Source organism: Nitrosomonas oligotropha, assembly GCF_009833085.1.
Lineage (GTDB): Bacteria > Pseudomonadota > Gammaproteobacteria > Burkholderiales > Nitrosomonadaceae > Nitrosomonas > Nitrosomonas oligotropha.
Map to the genome: position 1 here is coordinate 119,016 of NZ_QRBZ01000026.1, position 15,245 is coordinate 134,260.

Genomic DNA, 15,245 nt, shown 5'->3' on the forward strand with positions numbered 1-15,245 from the left:
AACTCCTAGCTTTTAAGGGCAATGGCCATAGCTTCAAGCTTACCGCGTACCGAGGCATCTAGAATCTCATCACCAATCTCAACTTTTATACCACCAATTAACTCTGGATCAACACTTACCTGAGCTTCTATTTTGCGCTTGAATTTCCTTTCCAGATCATCAACTAATTTTTTTAGTTGCTTGCTTTCTAATGCGAAAGCACTGACTATTTTTGCCTCAAGAACACCCTCATGTTGCGCTTTCAACTGCTCAAATAACTGACTAATCTGCGGCAATATTGATATCCGTTTATTTTCTGCCAGCAACATCACTAGATTACGAGCTTCGGGATTAAATTTACTCTTCCCGATCTCTAGAAATATTTCGCCAAGTTGTTTTGCTGAAATTATTGGATTACCGATCAGTGATCTCATATCATTATCTTCAGCAATCATTCCAGCTAGCTGCAATATTTTTGACCACTGCGACAAACTATCATTAGCAACAGCATGCTTATACACTGCTTCCGCATAGGGTCGCGCAACTGTAATCGCTTCAGCCATTATTTCAAATCTTCCTCAATTGCAATCAGTATATCCGCATGCGCTTTAGCATCAACTTCCCGACGTAATATTTTCTCTGCACCAGCAATTGCTAACTGAGCAGCATGCTGACGCAACGCTTCTTTTGCGCTGAATACTTCATGCGAAATATCTGCTTTGGCACCCGTTATAATGCGATCGCCTTCTTCTTTTGCGGTTCGCTTAGCTTCCTCGACGATCTCGGTAGCTCGTTTTTCAGCTTGCAGAATGATTTCCGAAGCACGTTGTTTTGCTTCTTTCAACACATCAGATGAACGTTGACTGGCCAACTCCAGCTCATGACGGCCACGCTCTCCGGCAGCCAAACCATCGGCTATCGTTTTCTGACGCTCTTCTATCGCACGCAGCAATGGTGGCCATACAAACTTGACCGTGAACCAAATAAATACCGAGAAGGCTATCGCCTGAGAAATTAAAGTAAAGTTAATATTCATGACAAGCCTGTAATTTCCGATCTAAACAACAACAGCATTGTTATTGAATCACTGCCAACAATGGGTTTCCAAATGCAAACAGCATAGCCAGACCAACAGCAATAATAAAAGAAGCGTCAGTTAAACCAAGCAGAAGAAACACTTTACCTTGCAGAGTCGGTATCATTTCCGGTTGACGTGCCGCACCTTCAAGAAAACGGCTACACATCACACCCACACCAATACACGCGCCTGCCGCGCCAAGTCCGATCATCAAACCAATACCTATTCCGGTATACGCCTGAATCATTGCCAAATACTGCAAATTCTCCATTTTAATTTCCTTTTGTTAAGATTAATAATATGTTACTAGATGAGCTTATAAAATTTAATTTAGTGAGATTCGTGCGCCATTGATATATAAACCACTGTCAGCATCATAAAAATAAATGCCTGCAAGGTAACGATCAATATATGAAATATTGCCCAACCAGCCCCCAAAATCGAACCAAAAATCGTGCCAGACACCCCTGTAGCCGCCCACATACCCAGCAACAGGAAAATTATCTCGCCCGCATAAATATTTCCAAAAAGCCGTAGCGAATGAGACAAGGGCTTGGATACATACTCGATAAAATTAAATAATAAATTCAGTATCCAGAGCAACGGACTTTTTCCAAATGGCGTACAGAACAACTCATGCATCCATCCGCCGAACCCTTTGACTTTGAGATTAAAGAAAATCATCAAAAACCATATTGAAAGCGCCAGTGCAAAAGTCGTATTGACATCCGTTGTAGGCACAATCTTCCAATTATGCAATCCAAATACATTTTCCGTGATCCAAGCCATGATATCGATTGGCAGTATATCCATGGCATTCATCATCAGAACCCATATGAATATGGTCAATGCCAAAGGCGCAACCAGCACATGCCGGTTGCCATGAAATGTATTTTTTACTTCGTTATCAATAAACTCGACTGCAAGCTCAACAAACGCCTGGCTTTTAGAAGGCACTCCTGGCGTAGCTTTACGTACAATCAACCAGATAAAACCAAAACTGATAACACCGAGGATTACGGATGTGATCAAGGTATCAACATGCAATACCCAAAAAGAACCTTCACTGACTTGTGTTGTTAAATAGGTTAAATGATGATCAATATATGATGTTGGAGTAAGTTCTGTTCCCGATGCCATGCGTGCCTACTTTACTTTTATAAATTTATCTTACTTCGTATCGTCAGATACCAACAATGCCATGCTATAAGCCAAAACTGTCAGGATAAATGTTCCGATAAACGCAAAAGCGTTTAGATCTTCATAAAATTTAAACACTACCCATAACAAAATGACGGTTAATATTATTTTTACCGATTCTGCTCTTAGTGCGGTTCTGACCGTCTCTCCTGCGGTATAACCTTTGTGATGAGAAACGATGATTGCATACGCTGCCGAGGAAATCACACTTACGCTTCCTCCCAATACTGCTGAAATCGCACTTTGCACGCCAAGAAAAATCCCTATAGCAACTGCCACCACCAGCGTTATCAGCAACTGCACGCGCAAAACAATCTTGAGCGGCCTATTCTTAATCCAAGACATGTTCATCACCTGCCCTTGGAAAGACAGCTTTACCCGTACTTAAAAAAGCCGTGACTATAGCTTAATTACCCACCCCAGTCAATGCGAAATTCCGCTTAACCAACATTCGGGAATCTTTCAAAGTCTTTCAAAAATAGCAGCAATCCCTTGCCCGCCGCCGATGCACATTGTAACCAGCGCATATCGCCCGCCGCTACGTTGCAACTCGTAAATCGCCTTGATTGCCAAAACACTTCCCGTCGCTCCGATGGGATGACCCAACGCCACGGCACCGCCATTCGGATTGGTTTTCTCCGGATCGAACTGCAATTCCTTTGCCACTGCGTAAGCTTGCACAGCAAACGCTTCATTGGATTCAATGACATCCATATCCGATATTTTAAGACCGGCGCGCCGCAACGCATTCTGAACAGCGGGAACCGGGCCAATGCCCATAAATTTAGGATCAACGCCGGCATGACCGTACGAAACCAACCGCGCCATCGGATTGAGGTTACGCTTCCGCGCTACCTCACCTTCCATCAACACCACCGCCGCTGCACAATCGTTAATGCCGGAAGCGTTACCCGCCGTCACCGTGCCGTCTTTCTGAAAAACCGGACGTAATTTAGCCAAGCTTTCGATGCTGGTATTTTCACGCGGATGCTCATCGGTATCGAAAATAACGGTTTTTTTATGCTCAATCACTTCCACAGGCACAATCTGCTCTTTGAAATAACCATTTTTGATCGCCCGTAATGCACGGCGATGACTTTCCACGGCGAATGCATCCTGCGCTTCCCGGCTTATCTGCCACTTGGCTGCAATATTTTCCGCAGTAATTCCCATATGCACAGTATCGAAGGGATCGGTTAGCGCACCCACCATCATGTCCACGGTACCACCATCGTTCATGCGCTGCCCCCAGCGCAGTGCTGGCAACAAATAACCACCGCGGCTCATGGATTCGGCTCCGCCCGCAATGGCCACATCGGTGTCATTGAGTAATATATTCTGACTGGCTGAAATAATCGCCTGCAAGCCGCTTCCGCATAACCGGTTTACTGTCAGCGCCGCAGTATGGTGCGGCAAACCGCCATTGATGCCGGCCACGCGCGCCAGATACATATCGCGCGTTTCACCATGAATGACGTTGCCAAAAACCAGGTGTCCGGCTTCATTAGGATCAATCCCAGCGCGCAAGACTGCTTCGCGAACTACTTTGGCCGCCAGATCAACGGGTGCAACCTGTTTGAGCGCACCGCCGTAATCGCCGATCGCCGTGCGCACACCGCTCAAAATGACAACTTCACGCATGAATTTTCCTCTGCAGATAGTGATAGTGATGGGAAAACGGCGTGCGGCAAAACCCGCAAACTGCATTGCAAATTAACATTTTTCCAATAACTCCTCTAACGCGGTTATCACCCGCCGGGACTCGTTTTGCATTTCTGTTAATAACTCAGCAGCTCTACTGATCTGATTCTTATCGCCATATTCTTCCAATCGGCGGCAAATATCAGCCAGCAATTCAGCACCGACATTTGACGCGCTGGACTTGAAAGTATGCGCCGCTTTGACCAATGCATCGCTATCCGCAGCTTGAATCGCATCTTCAATTCGTATCTGAAACGCAGGCGCGGACGACAAATAAATGGTAACCAGTTTTTTTATAAACCCGGTCCCACCCTCGGGATCCATTTGCCGCCAGATATTGAGTTTATTTAAATTGAGGACTGGGTCGCTCATCGATTCTTTGAGTTCTCAAAATGAAGCCACATATTGAATTACGCTGCACTCCCGGCATGATTTACCGGTGCGGTGAGAAGATTAAGCTTAATCAGCTCCGTTCCTACGATCAATTAAGACAAAAACCTCCATGCACAGTCAGGCAATCGCTGAGCAGACTATCCGTTAAAACAGAATCGCCCGCTCAGCTAACCCAGTTGCTTATTTCTTTACGAAATCGACCAGTTTCTGATACGTAAACAAATAGTCTTGTGCTTGCAACGGTGTGTGGCATTGCACACAGTTCAGATCGTTGCTTTTGGGGGTGCCATCGGGATTGTAAACAGCGAATCCCCAATCTCCGGTGCGATTTTCCTTTGGAAAGGATGCATCCCAATTATTCCTGTTTTCCATCACCGCAACCGCAGCCAGCGAATCGATCTCGAAGAGTCCGTCGCTACCGGCAACAGGCTTACCATCCGCGCCTTTTTTAGGGGTATAGATCTCCATCACTACAACGCCACCGGGAGCGCTTTTATTTCCTTGCTTATAGCCGGAAATCGCAGCTTCGTTGGCATACAACTTGGCCACCTGGGTTTGGTTCGCGCGATTCATCGTGCCGTATTGCGTGAAAGTTTTGCTATAACCTTCGGGAAACTTAACGTGCTCTGGATCTCCGCCAGCGTAGGCATACACCGAGGTTATCGCAAGTACTGCGGCCATTGCTTTTAACGTATATTTCATGTTTTCTTTCCTTTTTAGAATATTCCTGGATAAAACAAGGTTTGGATCGCTATCATACCGCATTGCGCGGAGAAAATTGCTGACATGAAAAATGTCTTCTTTTACCGAGCAAGATCCAGAACCAACTGGATAGATAGATAAATAACCAGCCACGCCAGCGCCAAATGGATCGCAAAACTGACCGGTTTCTCTTTAACCGCATCAAAGAAGGTTCTATTTTTCCCTTCCTGCTCGAGACGAGCGTATTCCGCCCGCATTCTGACCGTCCGCTCGTTTTGATAAGCATCCAGCAATGCGCGCGCCTGTTCAAACTGATTGTCGTCCTTGAGCCATATCGCCGGCATCGATACCCCCCAATTTCCCGCCGAGGTCTCATAAAAATCAATCGTATGGCTGGCTAACAATTCGCGCACATCATGCGCTTCATCGTCGGGAACGCCATTAAGCCTGAATATAATTTTTGCCATGAATAGCCTTCGATTATGTTATTTTCTGTTGTGAAAAGCTGATCAGCTGCAATTGATGCTATCGTTGCACCGAATCCGCTGTCAAGCTTCAAAAAATAGAAACACCCATTACAAGTTGATCTGAATAAATGAAAAAAACCATATTAATCACAGGATGCTCCAGCGGAATTGGCTACTGCGTTGCCAAGGGATTGCAGGAACGCGGTTACCGCGTATTCGCCACCGCCAGAAAACGCGCTAGCGTAGAAAAACTGCTGGCCGAGGGATTGGAAAGCTTCCGCTTGGATTTGAACGATTCCAATTCGATTCATTTTGCTTTTGAAGAAACCATGCGCCGCACCGGCGGTGAATTGTATGCGCTATTCAACAATGGCGCTTACGGCTTGCCGGGCGCCGTCGAAGACTTGAATCGCGACGCCCTGCGCGCGCAATTTGAAACCAATGTGTTCGGCTGGCAGGAATTAACCAATCTTGTCATACCGGTCATGCGCCGCCAAGGATACGGGCGGATCATCCAGAACAGTTCGGTGCTCGGCTTCGTCGCCTTGCCTTTCCGCGGTGCTTACAATGCTTCCAAATACGCCATCGAAGGCTTGAGCGATACGCTACGGCTGGAACTCAAAGGCAGCAATGTGTTCGTCAGCCTGATTGAACCGGGGCCGATCGCCAGCCAGTTTCGCACGAACGCTGTCCAAGCGCTGCAAAAATACATCGACATCGAAAACAGCTTTCACCGGGAGAAGTATCAAGGCGTACTAAGCCGTCTGAACAAACCGGGACCGGCTGTTCCCTTCACGCTACCGCCGGAGGCTGTGCTCAAGCGCGTGATTCACGCGCTGGAAGCCGAGAAACCTCAAGCGCGGTACTATGTGACCGTTCCCACGTACCTGTTCGGCATCCTCAAACGCATTCTCAGCACGCGCGCACTGGATGTCTTATTGGCAAAATCCGGGAATAACAACTAGCAGATGGAATCAAGCCTCGGGAATCAAGGTTTAGCCGTGGCAGCTGCGCACGATTCCACGATTTTCCAGGCAATGCTGGAGAAGAATGGATCACCGCGCAAGGACGCGGTAACTTTTGTGGCATCCGCTTGCTGCAGCAGCAAAGCGAAAGCATAAACCGGCTTGTCATTGTCACTGCGCTGCGCGGCGGATTGAATTTCCAGCGCCGGATTGCCATAGATCAGAATCGCATCGGGATTTGAAGGCGCGTAAGTTGCGATGGCGCTGCGTAGATAGCGTGTATCGTAGGCATGAATCTCCGATGCATGCATATCCGGGTATTGGCGGTTTTTGAATTGCAGCGGCCGCAGGAACGACCGGCCGTCGGATTGTAATTTTGCCACCACGCACGCCGCGAGCGCGGCATGCTCTCCGGCAAATTGCTCTTCGCTGCGTTGCGTTTTATCGGTCGCGCCGGTTAGATTAGCGCATGCCGCCAGGATAAATACGGTTAAAACGGTAATCCATCGCTGCATGGCAACACTCCCGGGAATCAGCGCGCTATCGATTGAACGCAGCTGAAGGGTTACAAAATCTTACCCGCCAAAATAGACATACGGTTTCATCGGCTCAGCAGCTTCCTTGAAGCGCTTACGCTCTTCCAGGTTCTGTTTTTTATCCCACCATACGCTCCGCGCAGCCAAGCGTTTTTCTTCCACTTGCGGATTCTTTTCCAGAAATTCACGCATAAATTTGGTGTGTTCCGATTCGTAGTTATAATCCATGACTTACCTCGTGCACTAAAATTACAAAAAACGAACTGTAGCACAGACCTGATTTTCGATACAGCCCCCGCATCTATCTGCCAATCCACACTCAAACAGGCCACCGCGTTGCAACGATGTTAAAATAACAGCGTTACCGCCAATCTCCCCTTAAACCAACCTTCATTTTTCCTGATGCTCGTTCTCGGTATTGAAACTTCCTGCGATGAAACCGGAATCGCGCTCTACGACACCGGGCGCGGTCTGCTGAGTCATACGCTGTATTCGCAAATCGCCATGCACAGCGAATATGGCGGCGTGGTGCCGGAGCTGGCGTCGCGCGATCATATCCGGCGCGTGCTGCCGTTGATTCAGCAAGCGTTGCAGGACGCCCAATGCCAACTACACGACATCGAAGCGATTGCCTACACCCAAGGCCCCGGCTTGGCCGGTGCGCTGCTGGTCGGCGCCAGCATTGGCGCGGCGATGAGTTTTGCGTTGCATATCCCTGCGCTCGGCATCCATCATTTGGAAGGCCATCTGCTGTCGCCGTTGTTATCCACACCGGCACCGGCCTTTCCGTTCATCGCCCTGCTGGTTTCGGGCGGACACACCCAATTGATGCAAGTCGACGCCGTCGGTCATTACAGATTGCTGGGTGAAACCGTCGACGACGCCGCCGGTGAAGCATTCGATAAAACCGCCAAGTTATTGGGATTGGGCTATCCCGGCGGCGCAGCCTTATCGAAACTCGCCCGGCAAGGGCGGCCCGGAAAATTCAAACTGCCACGGCCCATGCTCAACAGCGGCGATCTCAATTTCAGTTTCAGCGGCCTGAAAACCGCCGTGCTGACCTTGCTCAACAAGCAGGAACTCACCGGTCAAATCCGCGCCGACATTGCACTGGCGTTTCAGGAGGCCGTAGTGGATGTGCTGACGGAAAAATCGCTGGCGGCATTGGCGCAAACCGGGTTGAAGCAACTGGTGGTGGCCGGGGGTGTCGGCGCGAACGAACAGCTGCGCCGCAATCTCAGCGGCAAAGCCGCAGCCAAAGGCGCTACGGTGTTTTATCCGGAACTGGAATTCTGCACCGACAACGGCGCGATGATCGCGTTTGCCGGCGCCCTGCGGCTGCAAGCAATGCCGGAATCCGCCCGGCAACCGGCCAGCAACTTTACCGTCAATGCGCGCTGGAATTTGGAGATGCTGGAAACGCCGGAAACGTGACAAAACTACTCAGGGGATTTTTTCTCGCCGATACGGCCTTCTTTCCCCGCCAGCAAATTGACGATATTCGAGCGGTGACGCCAGATCAGCAGTAATGACATCGCCGAAACGGCCAGCGTAGCGGCTTCAAACCCCAGCAGACCGATGCTATACAGCGGCGCCAATAGCGCCGCGATCAACGCCGACAACGACGAAATGCGCAAAGTGAACGCAACCGCCAGCCAAGTTGCCATCGCCAGCAACCCCAGCCATACATTCAAACCGAGCAGCACACCGACCGCGGTCGCCACACCTTTGCCACCCTGGAAACGTAAAAACACCGGGAACACATGCCCGAGAAACACCGCCAGCGCCGCCACGGCCACCGCTTCATCGCCTAATCCCCACAACGGCGCATAGGTTTGCGCCAAAAACACCGCCAGCCAGCCTTTCCCGGCGTCGCCGAGCAAGGTCAATACCGCCGCGGCTTTCTTGCCGCTGCGCAGCACGTTGGTCGCACCGGGATTTTTTGAACCGTAGGTACGCGGATCGGGCAATTTAAAAATCCAGCTCGCCACCAGCGCAAAAGAAACCGAACCCAGCAAATAAGCCAGCACAGCAAACAGCAATAATGTCATATCAACCCAACCATCCGGACAAAATAGATTAGAATCCCGTATCGCTCACGCAAAGGCCCACATTTTACCGCTGAATCACCGATGGATATTATTTTTCTGCACGACTTCAAAGCCAAAACGCTGATCGGCGTTTACCCCTGGGAGCGCATCGTTCCGCAAACCATCCAAATCGACCTGGAAATCGCACTGCCGACCAACCGCGCCTGCCAAACTGACAAGATCGAAGATGCACTCGATTACGCGTTAATTGTCGATCGCATCAACGACATTCTCACGAACAAACACTTCTCGCTGCTGGAAGCATTGGCCGAACATATCGCGCAAACCATTCTGAGCGAATTTCGTTCGCCGTGGATCAAAATCAGCGTGGCAAAACTTGGGATTATTCGTGGGGTAAAAAAACTCGGTGTGCGTATCGAGCGCGGCTCAAGAGCTGTCTAAAAATCCGCATTCAAGTAAAAAACCATTTCGGTATGATGATCCAATTCGCGCGTCAATCATCCTTGATGCTCAAATTAAAGCCACTGTCGCTCAAGATATCTCAATCTTAATCAAGTAAAATCTCCAGTAAGAAGCGCAGGCCAGACAATTCGAGACACTGTATTTGAAATAAATGATGCGTAAAATTTTCCCGGCTTTTTCAAGAACAATCGACGCGGATTTCAGTCTCAGAAATCAAGTTGGCTTGTTGTCCTCTTCTTTCGACTGAAGCACTCAGTCAAGGAATCCAACGATTTTTCGGGCGGAAATTTACAACAACTGACTTCATCGTTGATAATATCATTTCACTCATCCTGGATTAGGAGGTATTCCATGCGTACAATCCCAGTCATCGTTATTTTTTATGCGGTTTTGCTGACGTTCTTTACGAGTAGTACCTTTGCAGGGCAAGACATCAGTGAGATTCAGCGGCAATTTAATGCCGAAACCGCCAACAAACGCTTCAGCGTTCCGACCGATGCGGCTTTAACATCGGCGCTTAAGGAAGCAACGCAAAGAGGCACGCCGACCCGGACACAAAGGGTTACGCAAAGTTGCGTGGGTTTCGGCTGCGGCGCACTCGGCGGATACGGTAATTTTGGTTACGGCAGTTATTTCGGTGGCTACGCGCGCCCTTATTATGGCGGTTTATATGGCGTGAATAGTTACTCGCCGTATTACTATGGCTGGTAATATTTAACCGTTATATCCAAAATAACCGGCAATCGGATTTGATCAATCAAGCTATTTAATTTTTTAACCATCGAAAGGAGATAAAATGGGTTACTCCATGAACAAGAATACCGGGATATTGACAGGCATCATGCTGTGTTCTTTGATCTTAAGCGGATGCGCCGCAGTGCATACATCCATCGCGAAAAAAGATCTGGATGTGCAAACCAAAATGAGTGACTCCATTTTTCTGGACCCCGTTGAACCGGATAAAAAAGTTATTTACCTGAATGTCCGTAACACCTCCGATAAGACCAACTTCGATATCACCGCTACAGTCTCCCGGGCGCTGGAAGGACGCGGTTACCGCATCACCACCAATCCGAAAGAAGCACATTACTGGCTGCAAGCCAATGTGCTAAGTGTCGACAAAGCCAGTCCAACTGCTGCCGAGGCTGCATTGAGAGCGGGGTATGGCGGAATGGGCAGCGCCGCCCTGGGCGCCGCCGTAGGAACAGCCACTGGCGCAGCCATCGATGGCTGGAGCGGTGCCGGTATTGGCGGATTGGCAGGTGCTGCGGCATTTGGTCTGGCCGGCACACTCGCCGATGCAGCGGTCAAGGATGTCACATTCATGGCGATTACTGATGTCGAGATCGCCGAGCGCGCCGAAGAAGGCGTCATCGTCCGTGAAGACCGGCAACAAGATGCTAAGCAAGGTGTTGGCGGCGCCAGAAGGCAATCATCCACCAAAGTCAGCGAAATGAACAAATACCGCACCCGCGTCGTCAGTACAGCCAACAAGGTCAATCTGCAATACGAAGAAGCGGCGGCGGAATTGACCAATGGATTGGCACGTTCTATTTCCGGGTTGTTCTAAAATAGAATGCCGAGCATTCGTCCGATGTAATAAGAAATATTCCCCGGTTGCAGAAGATTGCAACCGGGGAATATTTTCCTTCGCGCACGAAATACTTATCCTGAGAAATTAATCACCAAATCGAGGAATCCATAATGCTAAGAAAAACAATCCTTGCAATGCTGATCTTAGTGCTATTTTTTACGGTTTCTGCCACGCAAGCGCAAAAGAATAGTTCACCCGCGGACGGTCGTGACGCCATCAATCGCATGACGAAAGAGCTGGGACTCAGCGAAACGCAGCGAAGCAAAGTTGAAACCATTCTCAACACGGAAAAAAAGAAAGTTGAAGCTGTTTTTAACGAAGAGCGGAAAAAATTACAGTCTATTCAGGAGGAAACACGATCCGGTTTGAAAGCTGTATTGACACCGGAGCAAATGGAAAAACTCGAAAACAAAATGCGTCAGGAAAGCAGCAAAAATGCCAATCAGAAGAAATAAACACTGAACGCCTACGTGCTATTGCAATAAGAACTCTTCTATACAATGACAAGAGAAGGGTAACGGAACAATTCCACTACCCTTTTTCTGAATAACCGATCAATAAAAGCTGTTCAAGAACCGGTTTCCTTCTCTTCCAGGAATCGAAGCGTATTTTCAATGGTATCAATGCGCTGCGGACTTGATCCAAATACATCCCCTAACACAAATACTTCCCCATTCTTAATACCGATATAAGTTTTGGTCGCAGGATAGTAGCGATAGACAAATCCTTCCAATAGCTGATCTTCCACATTGGCAGGAGAAAAATATTCCGGAAATAGCTGCTCGGCCAAACTGAATATTTTTTGTTCTTTGGTGTCGTCAGTGATTAGAAAAATGCCCGTACTTTTATCATCCAGCAAACCTCTAAATACAATCTGACCGTTATCACTTATCCGGGTATACCTATTCCTGGGCAAATTTGAATCCAATGAACTACGAGAAAAATCCAACCAACGAATTGTATCAAGCGTGTTCTCCGTACCATTCTGAAATATTTTCATTCCTTCCTTGGCGATCAGTCTCGGACGGTTTTCGCCTTCACCACGCCAAATACCGTTAACTCTGTTTCTATCTACAGAGTGTTGAGCGCTTCCTACAAACACATACTGTTTCTTCTCATTAACTGCTTGCTCTTGGAATGAAAGAAACTGCCAATCGGCACTAAAGCCAAATGCAGCATCAAAAGAAGTCACAATCACACCAAGTTGCGTTTCTCCAAGCGCTTCAAAGTTGGTATATGGCTGCAATTCCCTTGGTTTTCCTGCCAATAGCATACGACTTGTTCTACGAGGAAATGCATGAATAACTGCAAAATCATCATTGGTAAAATTTCGCAGTATACTGTCTTTGGATAATGCAAAAATCTCTCCAAAAAGTATTGATTCAACTGTATTTGAGCGGGTAGTAAAATCTTCCCCATTCAGCACGAACAATCTTGGCTCACTTGCTCCATCTGCCACCCATGCACTGGGACTTGCTCTCTTTATATCATAGCTAGGGTCTGTCGTTAATTCTGCATAAAAAATAACCGAACCCTGATCATTAATCATAGGCGATACACTACGATTATTGATACTGGTACGAACAAAGCGTGTACCAGGCATATCGGGTACCGGATCACCCTCACTGATCAGAAGCTGACTGCTACCGTTGCTCCATTTAAAAACTCCCGCAGATGGAGTGCATGGTTTATTATCTTCTTTTATCAGTTTTGCCGAAAAAGCAACTGCACCAGTCTGATTGATACTGACAAAACTTGGATATGCGAAATAACAATCGGCTATCGGCGAAGTAATAAGCTTCATACCTTGCTCACTCCAATGCCAGATACCCATACGCCCACTTAATATAAGCTCAGAAATTGAACCTACAATCACCATTCCAGCATCGGTAAATGCAAAATCCAAAATATCGCTAACCGTAAATCCTTCTGGAAATCCTGGCGCTTGATCGCCTGTTTTCATGACACCATAAGTTATCCCGTCAACATGTGCTAACAATCCTTTTGTATTGGGTGCACCACCTTCCAACGAAGCCAAAATACCCACTGCCCCCGATTGTGTTAGTACAGGCTGAGTTTGATTAAATGATGGCCCCAAATACAATTCTCTTGGAAAACCAACTGGAATATCGTTCTCCTTGATGATTGCCTTCAATTGCCCTGGCAATCCGGCCCACACAGCACGGGTATTAGTTCTTCTACTGTCTACTGTTGATCCAATAAATGCAATATGGCCTGACGAACCGATAACTGGTTCAAAAAAACCAGAATAACTGACATCAGAGGAATAATCGGCCGCTGCCTGGTTAGTTCTGGCAATCACTTGAATCTCAGCCAATAACTGCGCAGGAAAGAATGACAAAACAAAAAATAATGTTGTTAACGATAATCGCGTTAAATTCATTGCGTCTCCTTGAATTTAGAAATTATGAATGTTCTCGACAAAATGAAAGCGCCATACCCACATTTAACGAGCATGGCGCGCTTATTAGCTGCTTCTGGAAATTATGAACCTGCCAGGCTTTCCCAGAAATTGAAGCGTGTTGTCGATGGTATCAATGCGTTGCGGGCCGGAACCGAACGCATCACCCAACACGAATACTTCCCCATTCTTGATGCCGATATAAGTTTTGGTAGTTGGATAGTAGCGGTAGACAAATCCTTCCAGGAGTTGATTATCAACATTCGATGGAGAAAAATGCTCGGGGAATAACTGTTCCGCCAAACTGAAAATTCTTTGTTCCTTACTATCATCCGTAATCAGTAAAATGGCTATATTTGAGCTGCTATTTAAAGAAGCACGGAACACAATTTCGCCATTATCGCTAAACCACGATGACTGCCCTCCCGCTGTCGATAAAGTCACAGCTCTGGCAGGAAAAAAATCGACATCTTTGAGTACGTATTCAACGTTGTTTATAGGCCATTTCATTCCGTCCTTAGCAATCAATCTAGGCCGTTCGGTACCGGTTCCGCGCCACATGGCAAAAACACTGCGATTCTCTAGCGCATTACTAGATAAACCTGTAAATACATATTGCTCAGCATTATTAATAGCCCGGTTTGAAAAAAGATTGTAATACCAGCTCGGATCGAAGCCGGGTGGTTGATCATTTTTAGATGCAATGGTAGTAAGTTGTGAAGCTCCCGTTCCTTTCGGATCATCGTACGGTTGTATTTCTCTTGGCTTTCCGGCCAACAATGCATCCAAACCGTTTGCAATAACGGGAAGCATCGAATAACCGTAATCAGCTAAATTGGGATCAAGAAAAATTGCAGGGAGAATTAAATGATCTGGTTTTTCTTTTAACCCTTCTCCACCCAGTACCAATAATCTTGGTTCATTCGAGCCATTTTTAATCCATATACTATTATTTGTTGATCTGGAAGAAGTGATCTGAATCAATTTCGCAGTAAACATGATTTCATCATGATCATTAATTTTTGGTGGAGACTCGGTCAAACTTACCCCAAATACTGCGTCCGGCATGCCGGGCACCGGATCTCCATCCGCTACAATTAATTCTGTTTTTCCATTGCTCCATTTAAAGACGCCGCCTGAAGAGCAACTTTTTTTATCCCCTGCCGTGAGGACAGCATTAAAAACTACGCTACCAGTCTGATTAATACTTAGTAAACCAGGAACATAAGAAGCAACGGATGAATAGCTGCATTCGCCTATTGTTGCGGAGATACGTTGAATTCTTTCAAAATCCCAGAGCCATAGTGCACCCCCACCAGTAGTCATACCGCCCAATACAACTCCTGCGTCTGAAATGGCAAGCGGGGTAACTTCACCAACAACTGTTCCCGGTGGAAAACCAGGCGCTTGATCGGTCGCTTTTAAAATTCCTTGTGTAACACCATTGCGGTAAACCAATGCAGTATTGCGAGTAATTGCTCCTTTCAATGTTGCTGAAAAGGCAACCGCTCCTGAGCGACTTATTAAAAATGAACTCGATACATTACTAAAAAACACCCTCCCGGGAAAACCGGCAATCGTGTCATTTTCCTTGATGATCGCCTCCAGCCCCCCCCCCCCCCCCCCCCCCCCCCCCCCCCCCCCCCCCCCCCCCCCCCCCCCCCCCCCCCCCCCCCCCCACCCACCACCCAACCC

General features: G+C 47.6%; 20 protein-coding genes. 6 read left to right on the forward strand and 14 right to left on the reverse strand.

Translation table 11 applies throughout. The features are described 5' to 3' along the window. Window positions 1-5 precede the first annotated feature (5 nt). From ABD07_RS08990 to ABD07_RS09030, 9 genes are all read right to left on the reverse strand, one after another. Window positions 6-542: a F0F1 ATP synthase subunit delta gene (locus ABD07_RS08990; protein ID WP_108697671.1), complete on the reverse strand. Its 537-nt coding sequence runs from the start codon at window positions 540-542 to the stop codon at window positions 6-8. Beyond that, entirely contained in the window at window positions 542-1,015 is a 474-nt protein-coding gene (locus ABD07_RS08995; protein WP_132427145.1) for a F0F1 ATP synthase subunit B, read from the reverse strand. Before ABD07_RS08995 ends, ABD07_RS08990 begins: the two co-directional genes overlap by 1 nt. A gap of 40 nt (window positions 1,016-1,055) precedes the next feature. Beyond that, window positions 1,056-1,328, reverse strand: coding sequence for a F0F1 ATP synthase subunit C (gene atpE, locus ABD07_RS09000; protein ID WP_013646518.1), 273 nt, complete (start codon window positions 1,326-1,328; stop codon window positions 1,056-1,058). Between the two features lie 59 nt (window positions 1,329-1,387). Continuing rightward, window positions 1,388-2,197 carry a F0F1 ATP synthase subunit A gene (gene atpB, locus ABD07_RS09005; RefSeq protein ID WP_160818003.1) on the reverse strand — a complete coding sequence of 270 codons (810 nt, stop codon included), beginning with the start codon at window positions 2,195-2,197 and terminating at the stop codon, window positions 1,388-1,390. A 30-nt stretch (window positions 2,198-2,227) separates the two neighbouring features. Further along, on the reverse strand, window positions 2,228-2,602 hold the full coding sequence (locus ABD07_RS09010; protein WP_160818004.1) for an ATP synthase subunit I: 375 nt from the start codon (window positions 2,600-2,602) through the stop codon (window positions 2,228-2,230). Between the two features lie 117 nt (window positions 2,603-2,719). Beyond that, window positions 2,720-3,898, reverse strand: coding sequence for an acetyl-CoA C-acyltransferase family protein (locus ABD07_RS09015; RefSeq protein WP_160818005.1), 1,179 nt, complete (start codon window positions 3,896-3,898; stop codon window positions 2,720-2,722). A gap of 72 nt (window positions 3,899-3,970) precedes the next feature. Next, window positions 3,971-4,330 (reverse strand): Hpt domain-containing protein, encoded by a 360-nt coding sequence (locus ABD07_RS09020; protein WP_160818006.1) that lies wholly within the window; start codon window positions 4,328-4,330, stop codon window positions 3,971-3,973. Between the two features lie 201 nt (window positions 4,331-4,531). After that, window positions 4,532-5,053, reverse strand: coding sequence for a cytochrome P460 family protein (locus tag ABD07_RS09025; protein ID WP_108697665.1), 522 nt, complete (start codon window positions 5,051-5,053; stop codon window positions 4,532-4,534). A 101-nt stretch (window positions 5,054-5,154) separates the two neighbouring features. Further along, on the reverse strand, window positions 5,155-5,520 hold the full coding sequence (locus ABD07_RS09030; RefSeq protein WP_160818007.1) for a DUF6164 family protein: 366 nt from the start codon (window positions 5,518-5,520) through the stop codon (window positions 5,155-5,157). A gap of 128 nt (window positions 5,521-5,648) precedes the next feature. On the opposite strand from ABD07_RS09030, the gene ABD07_RS09035 reads away from it, so the two are divergent. Continuing rightward, window positions 5,649-6,485, forward strand: coding sequence for an SDR family oxidoreductase (locus ABD07_RS09035; protein WP_160818008.1), 837 nt, complete (start codon window positions 5,649-5,651; stop codon window positions 6,483-6,485). Between the two features lie 23 nt (window positions 6,486-6,508). On the opposite strand, the gene ABD07_RS09040 is transcribed toward ABD07_RS09035, so the two are convergent. Together ABD07_RS09040 and ABD07_RS09045 are read right to left on the reverse strand one after the other, a co-directional pair. Continuing rightward, a complete protein-coding gene (locus ABD07_RS09040; protein ID WP_160818009.1) occupies window positions 6,509-7,000 on the reverse strand; it encodes a hypothetical protein in 492 nt (163 codons plus the stop codon). 60 nt (window positions 7,001-7,060) lie between these two features. Continuing rightward, window positions 7,061-7,249, reverse strand: coding sequence for a DUF3460 family protein (locus ABD07_RS09045; protein ID WP_090317792.1), 189 nt, complete (start codon window positions 7,247-7,249; stop codon window positions 7,061-7,063). 174 nt (window positions 7,250-7,423) lie between these two features. Here ABD07_RS09045 and tsaD point away from each other — a divergent pair, with 174 nt between their 5' ends. Further along, window positions 7,424-8,455: a tRNA (adenosine(37)-N6)-threonylcarbamoyltransferase complex transferase subunit TsaD gene (gene tsaD / locus ABD07_RS09050; RefSeq protein ID WP_160818010.1), complete on the forward strand. Its 1,032-nt coding sequence runs from the start codon at window positions 7,424-7,426 to the stop codon at window positions 8,453-8,455. Window positions 8,456-8,460: 5 nt separating this feature from the next. On the opposite strand, the gene plsY is transcribed toward tsaD, so the two are convergent. Continuing rightward, window positions 8,461-9,072: a glycerol-3-phosphate 1-O-acyltransferase PlsY gene (gene plsY, locus ABD07_RS09055; RefSeq protein ID WP_160818011.1), complete on the reverse strand. Its 612-nt coding sequence runs from the start codon at window positions 9,070-9,072 to the stop codon at window positions 8,461-8,463. 81 nt (window positions 9,073-9,153) lie between these two features. On the opposite strand from plsY, the gene folB reads away from it, so the two are divergent. The 4 genes from folB (at window position 9,154) to ABD07_RS09075 (ending at window position 11,583) form a co-directional block, all read left to right on the forward strand. Beyond that, entirely contained in the window at window positions 9,154-9,513 is a 360-nt protein-coding gene (gene folB / locus ABD07_RS09060) for a dihydroneopterin aldolase (protein WP_160818012.1), read from the forward strand. Window positions 9,514-9,885: 372 nt separating this feature from the next. Next, entirely contained in the window at window positions 9,886-10,245 is a 360-nt protein-coding gene (locus tag ABD07_RS09065) for a hypothetical protein (RefSeq protein WP_160818013.1), read from the forward strand. An 85-nt stretch (window positions 10,246-10,330) separates the two neighbouring features. Further along, entirely contained in the window at window positions 10,331-11,104 is a 774-nt protein-coding gene (locus ABD07_RS09070) for a complement resistance protein TraT (RefSeq protein ID WP_160818014.1), read from the forward strand. Window positions 11,105-11,238: 134 nt separating this feature from the next. Beyond that, window positions 11,239-11,583 (forward strand): Spy/CpxP family protein refolding chaperone, encoded by a 345-nt coding sequence (locus ABD07_RS09075; RefSeq protein WP_240142493.1) that lies wholly within the window; start codon window positions 11,239-11,241, stop codon window positions 11,581-11,583. A gap of 113 nt (window positions 11,584-11,696) precedes the next feature. Here the strand turns inward: ABD07_RS09075 and ABD07_RS09080 are convergent, their stop codons facing one another. Then, the gene (locus ABD07_RS09080; protein WP_160818015.1) at window positions 11,697-13,532 is read right to left on the reverse strand and encodes a DUF7453 family protein; all 1,836 of its coding nucleotides are present in this window, start codon (window positions 13,530-13,532) and stop codon (window positions 11,697-11,699) included. Between the two features lie 84 nt (window positions 13,533-13,616). Beyond that, window positions 13,617-15,242: a DUF7453 family protein gene (locus ABD07_RS09085; protein ID WP_420813518.1), complete on the reverse strand. Its 1,626-nt coding sequence runs from the start codon at window positions 15,240-15,242 to the stop codon at window positions 13,617-13,619. Window positions 15,243-15,245 lie beyond the last annotated feature (3 nt).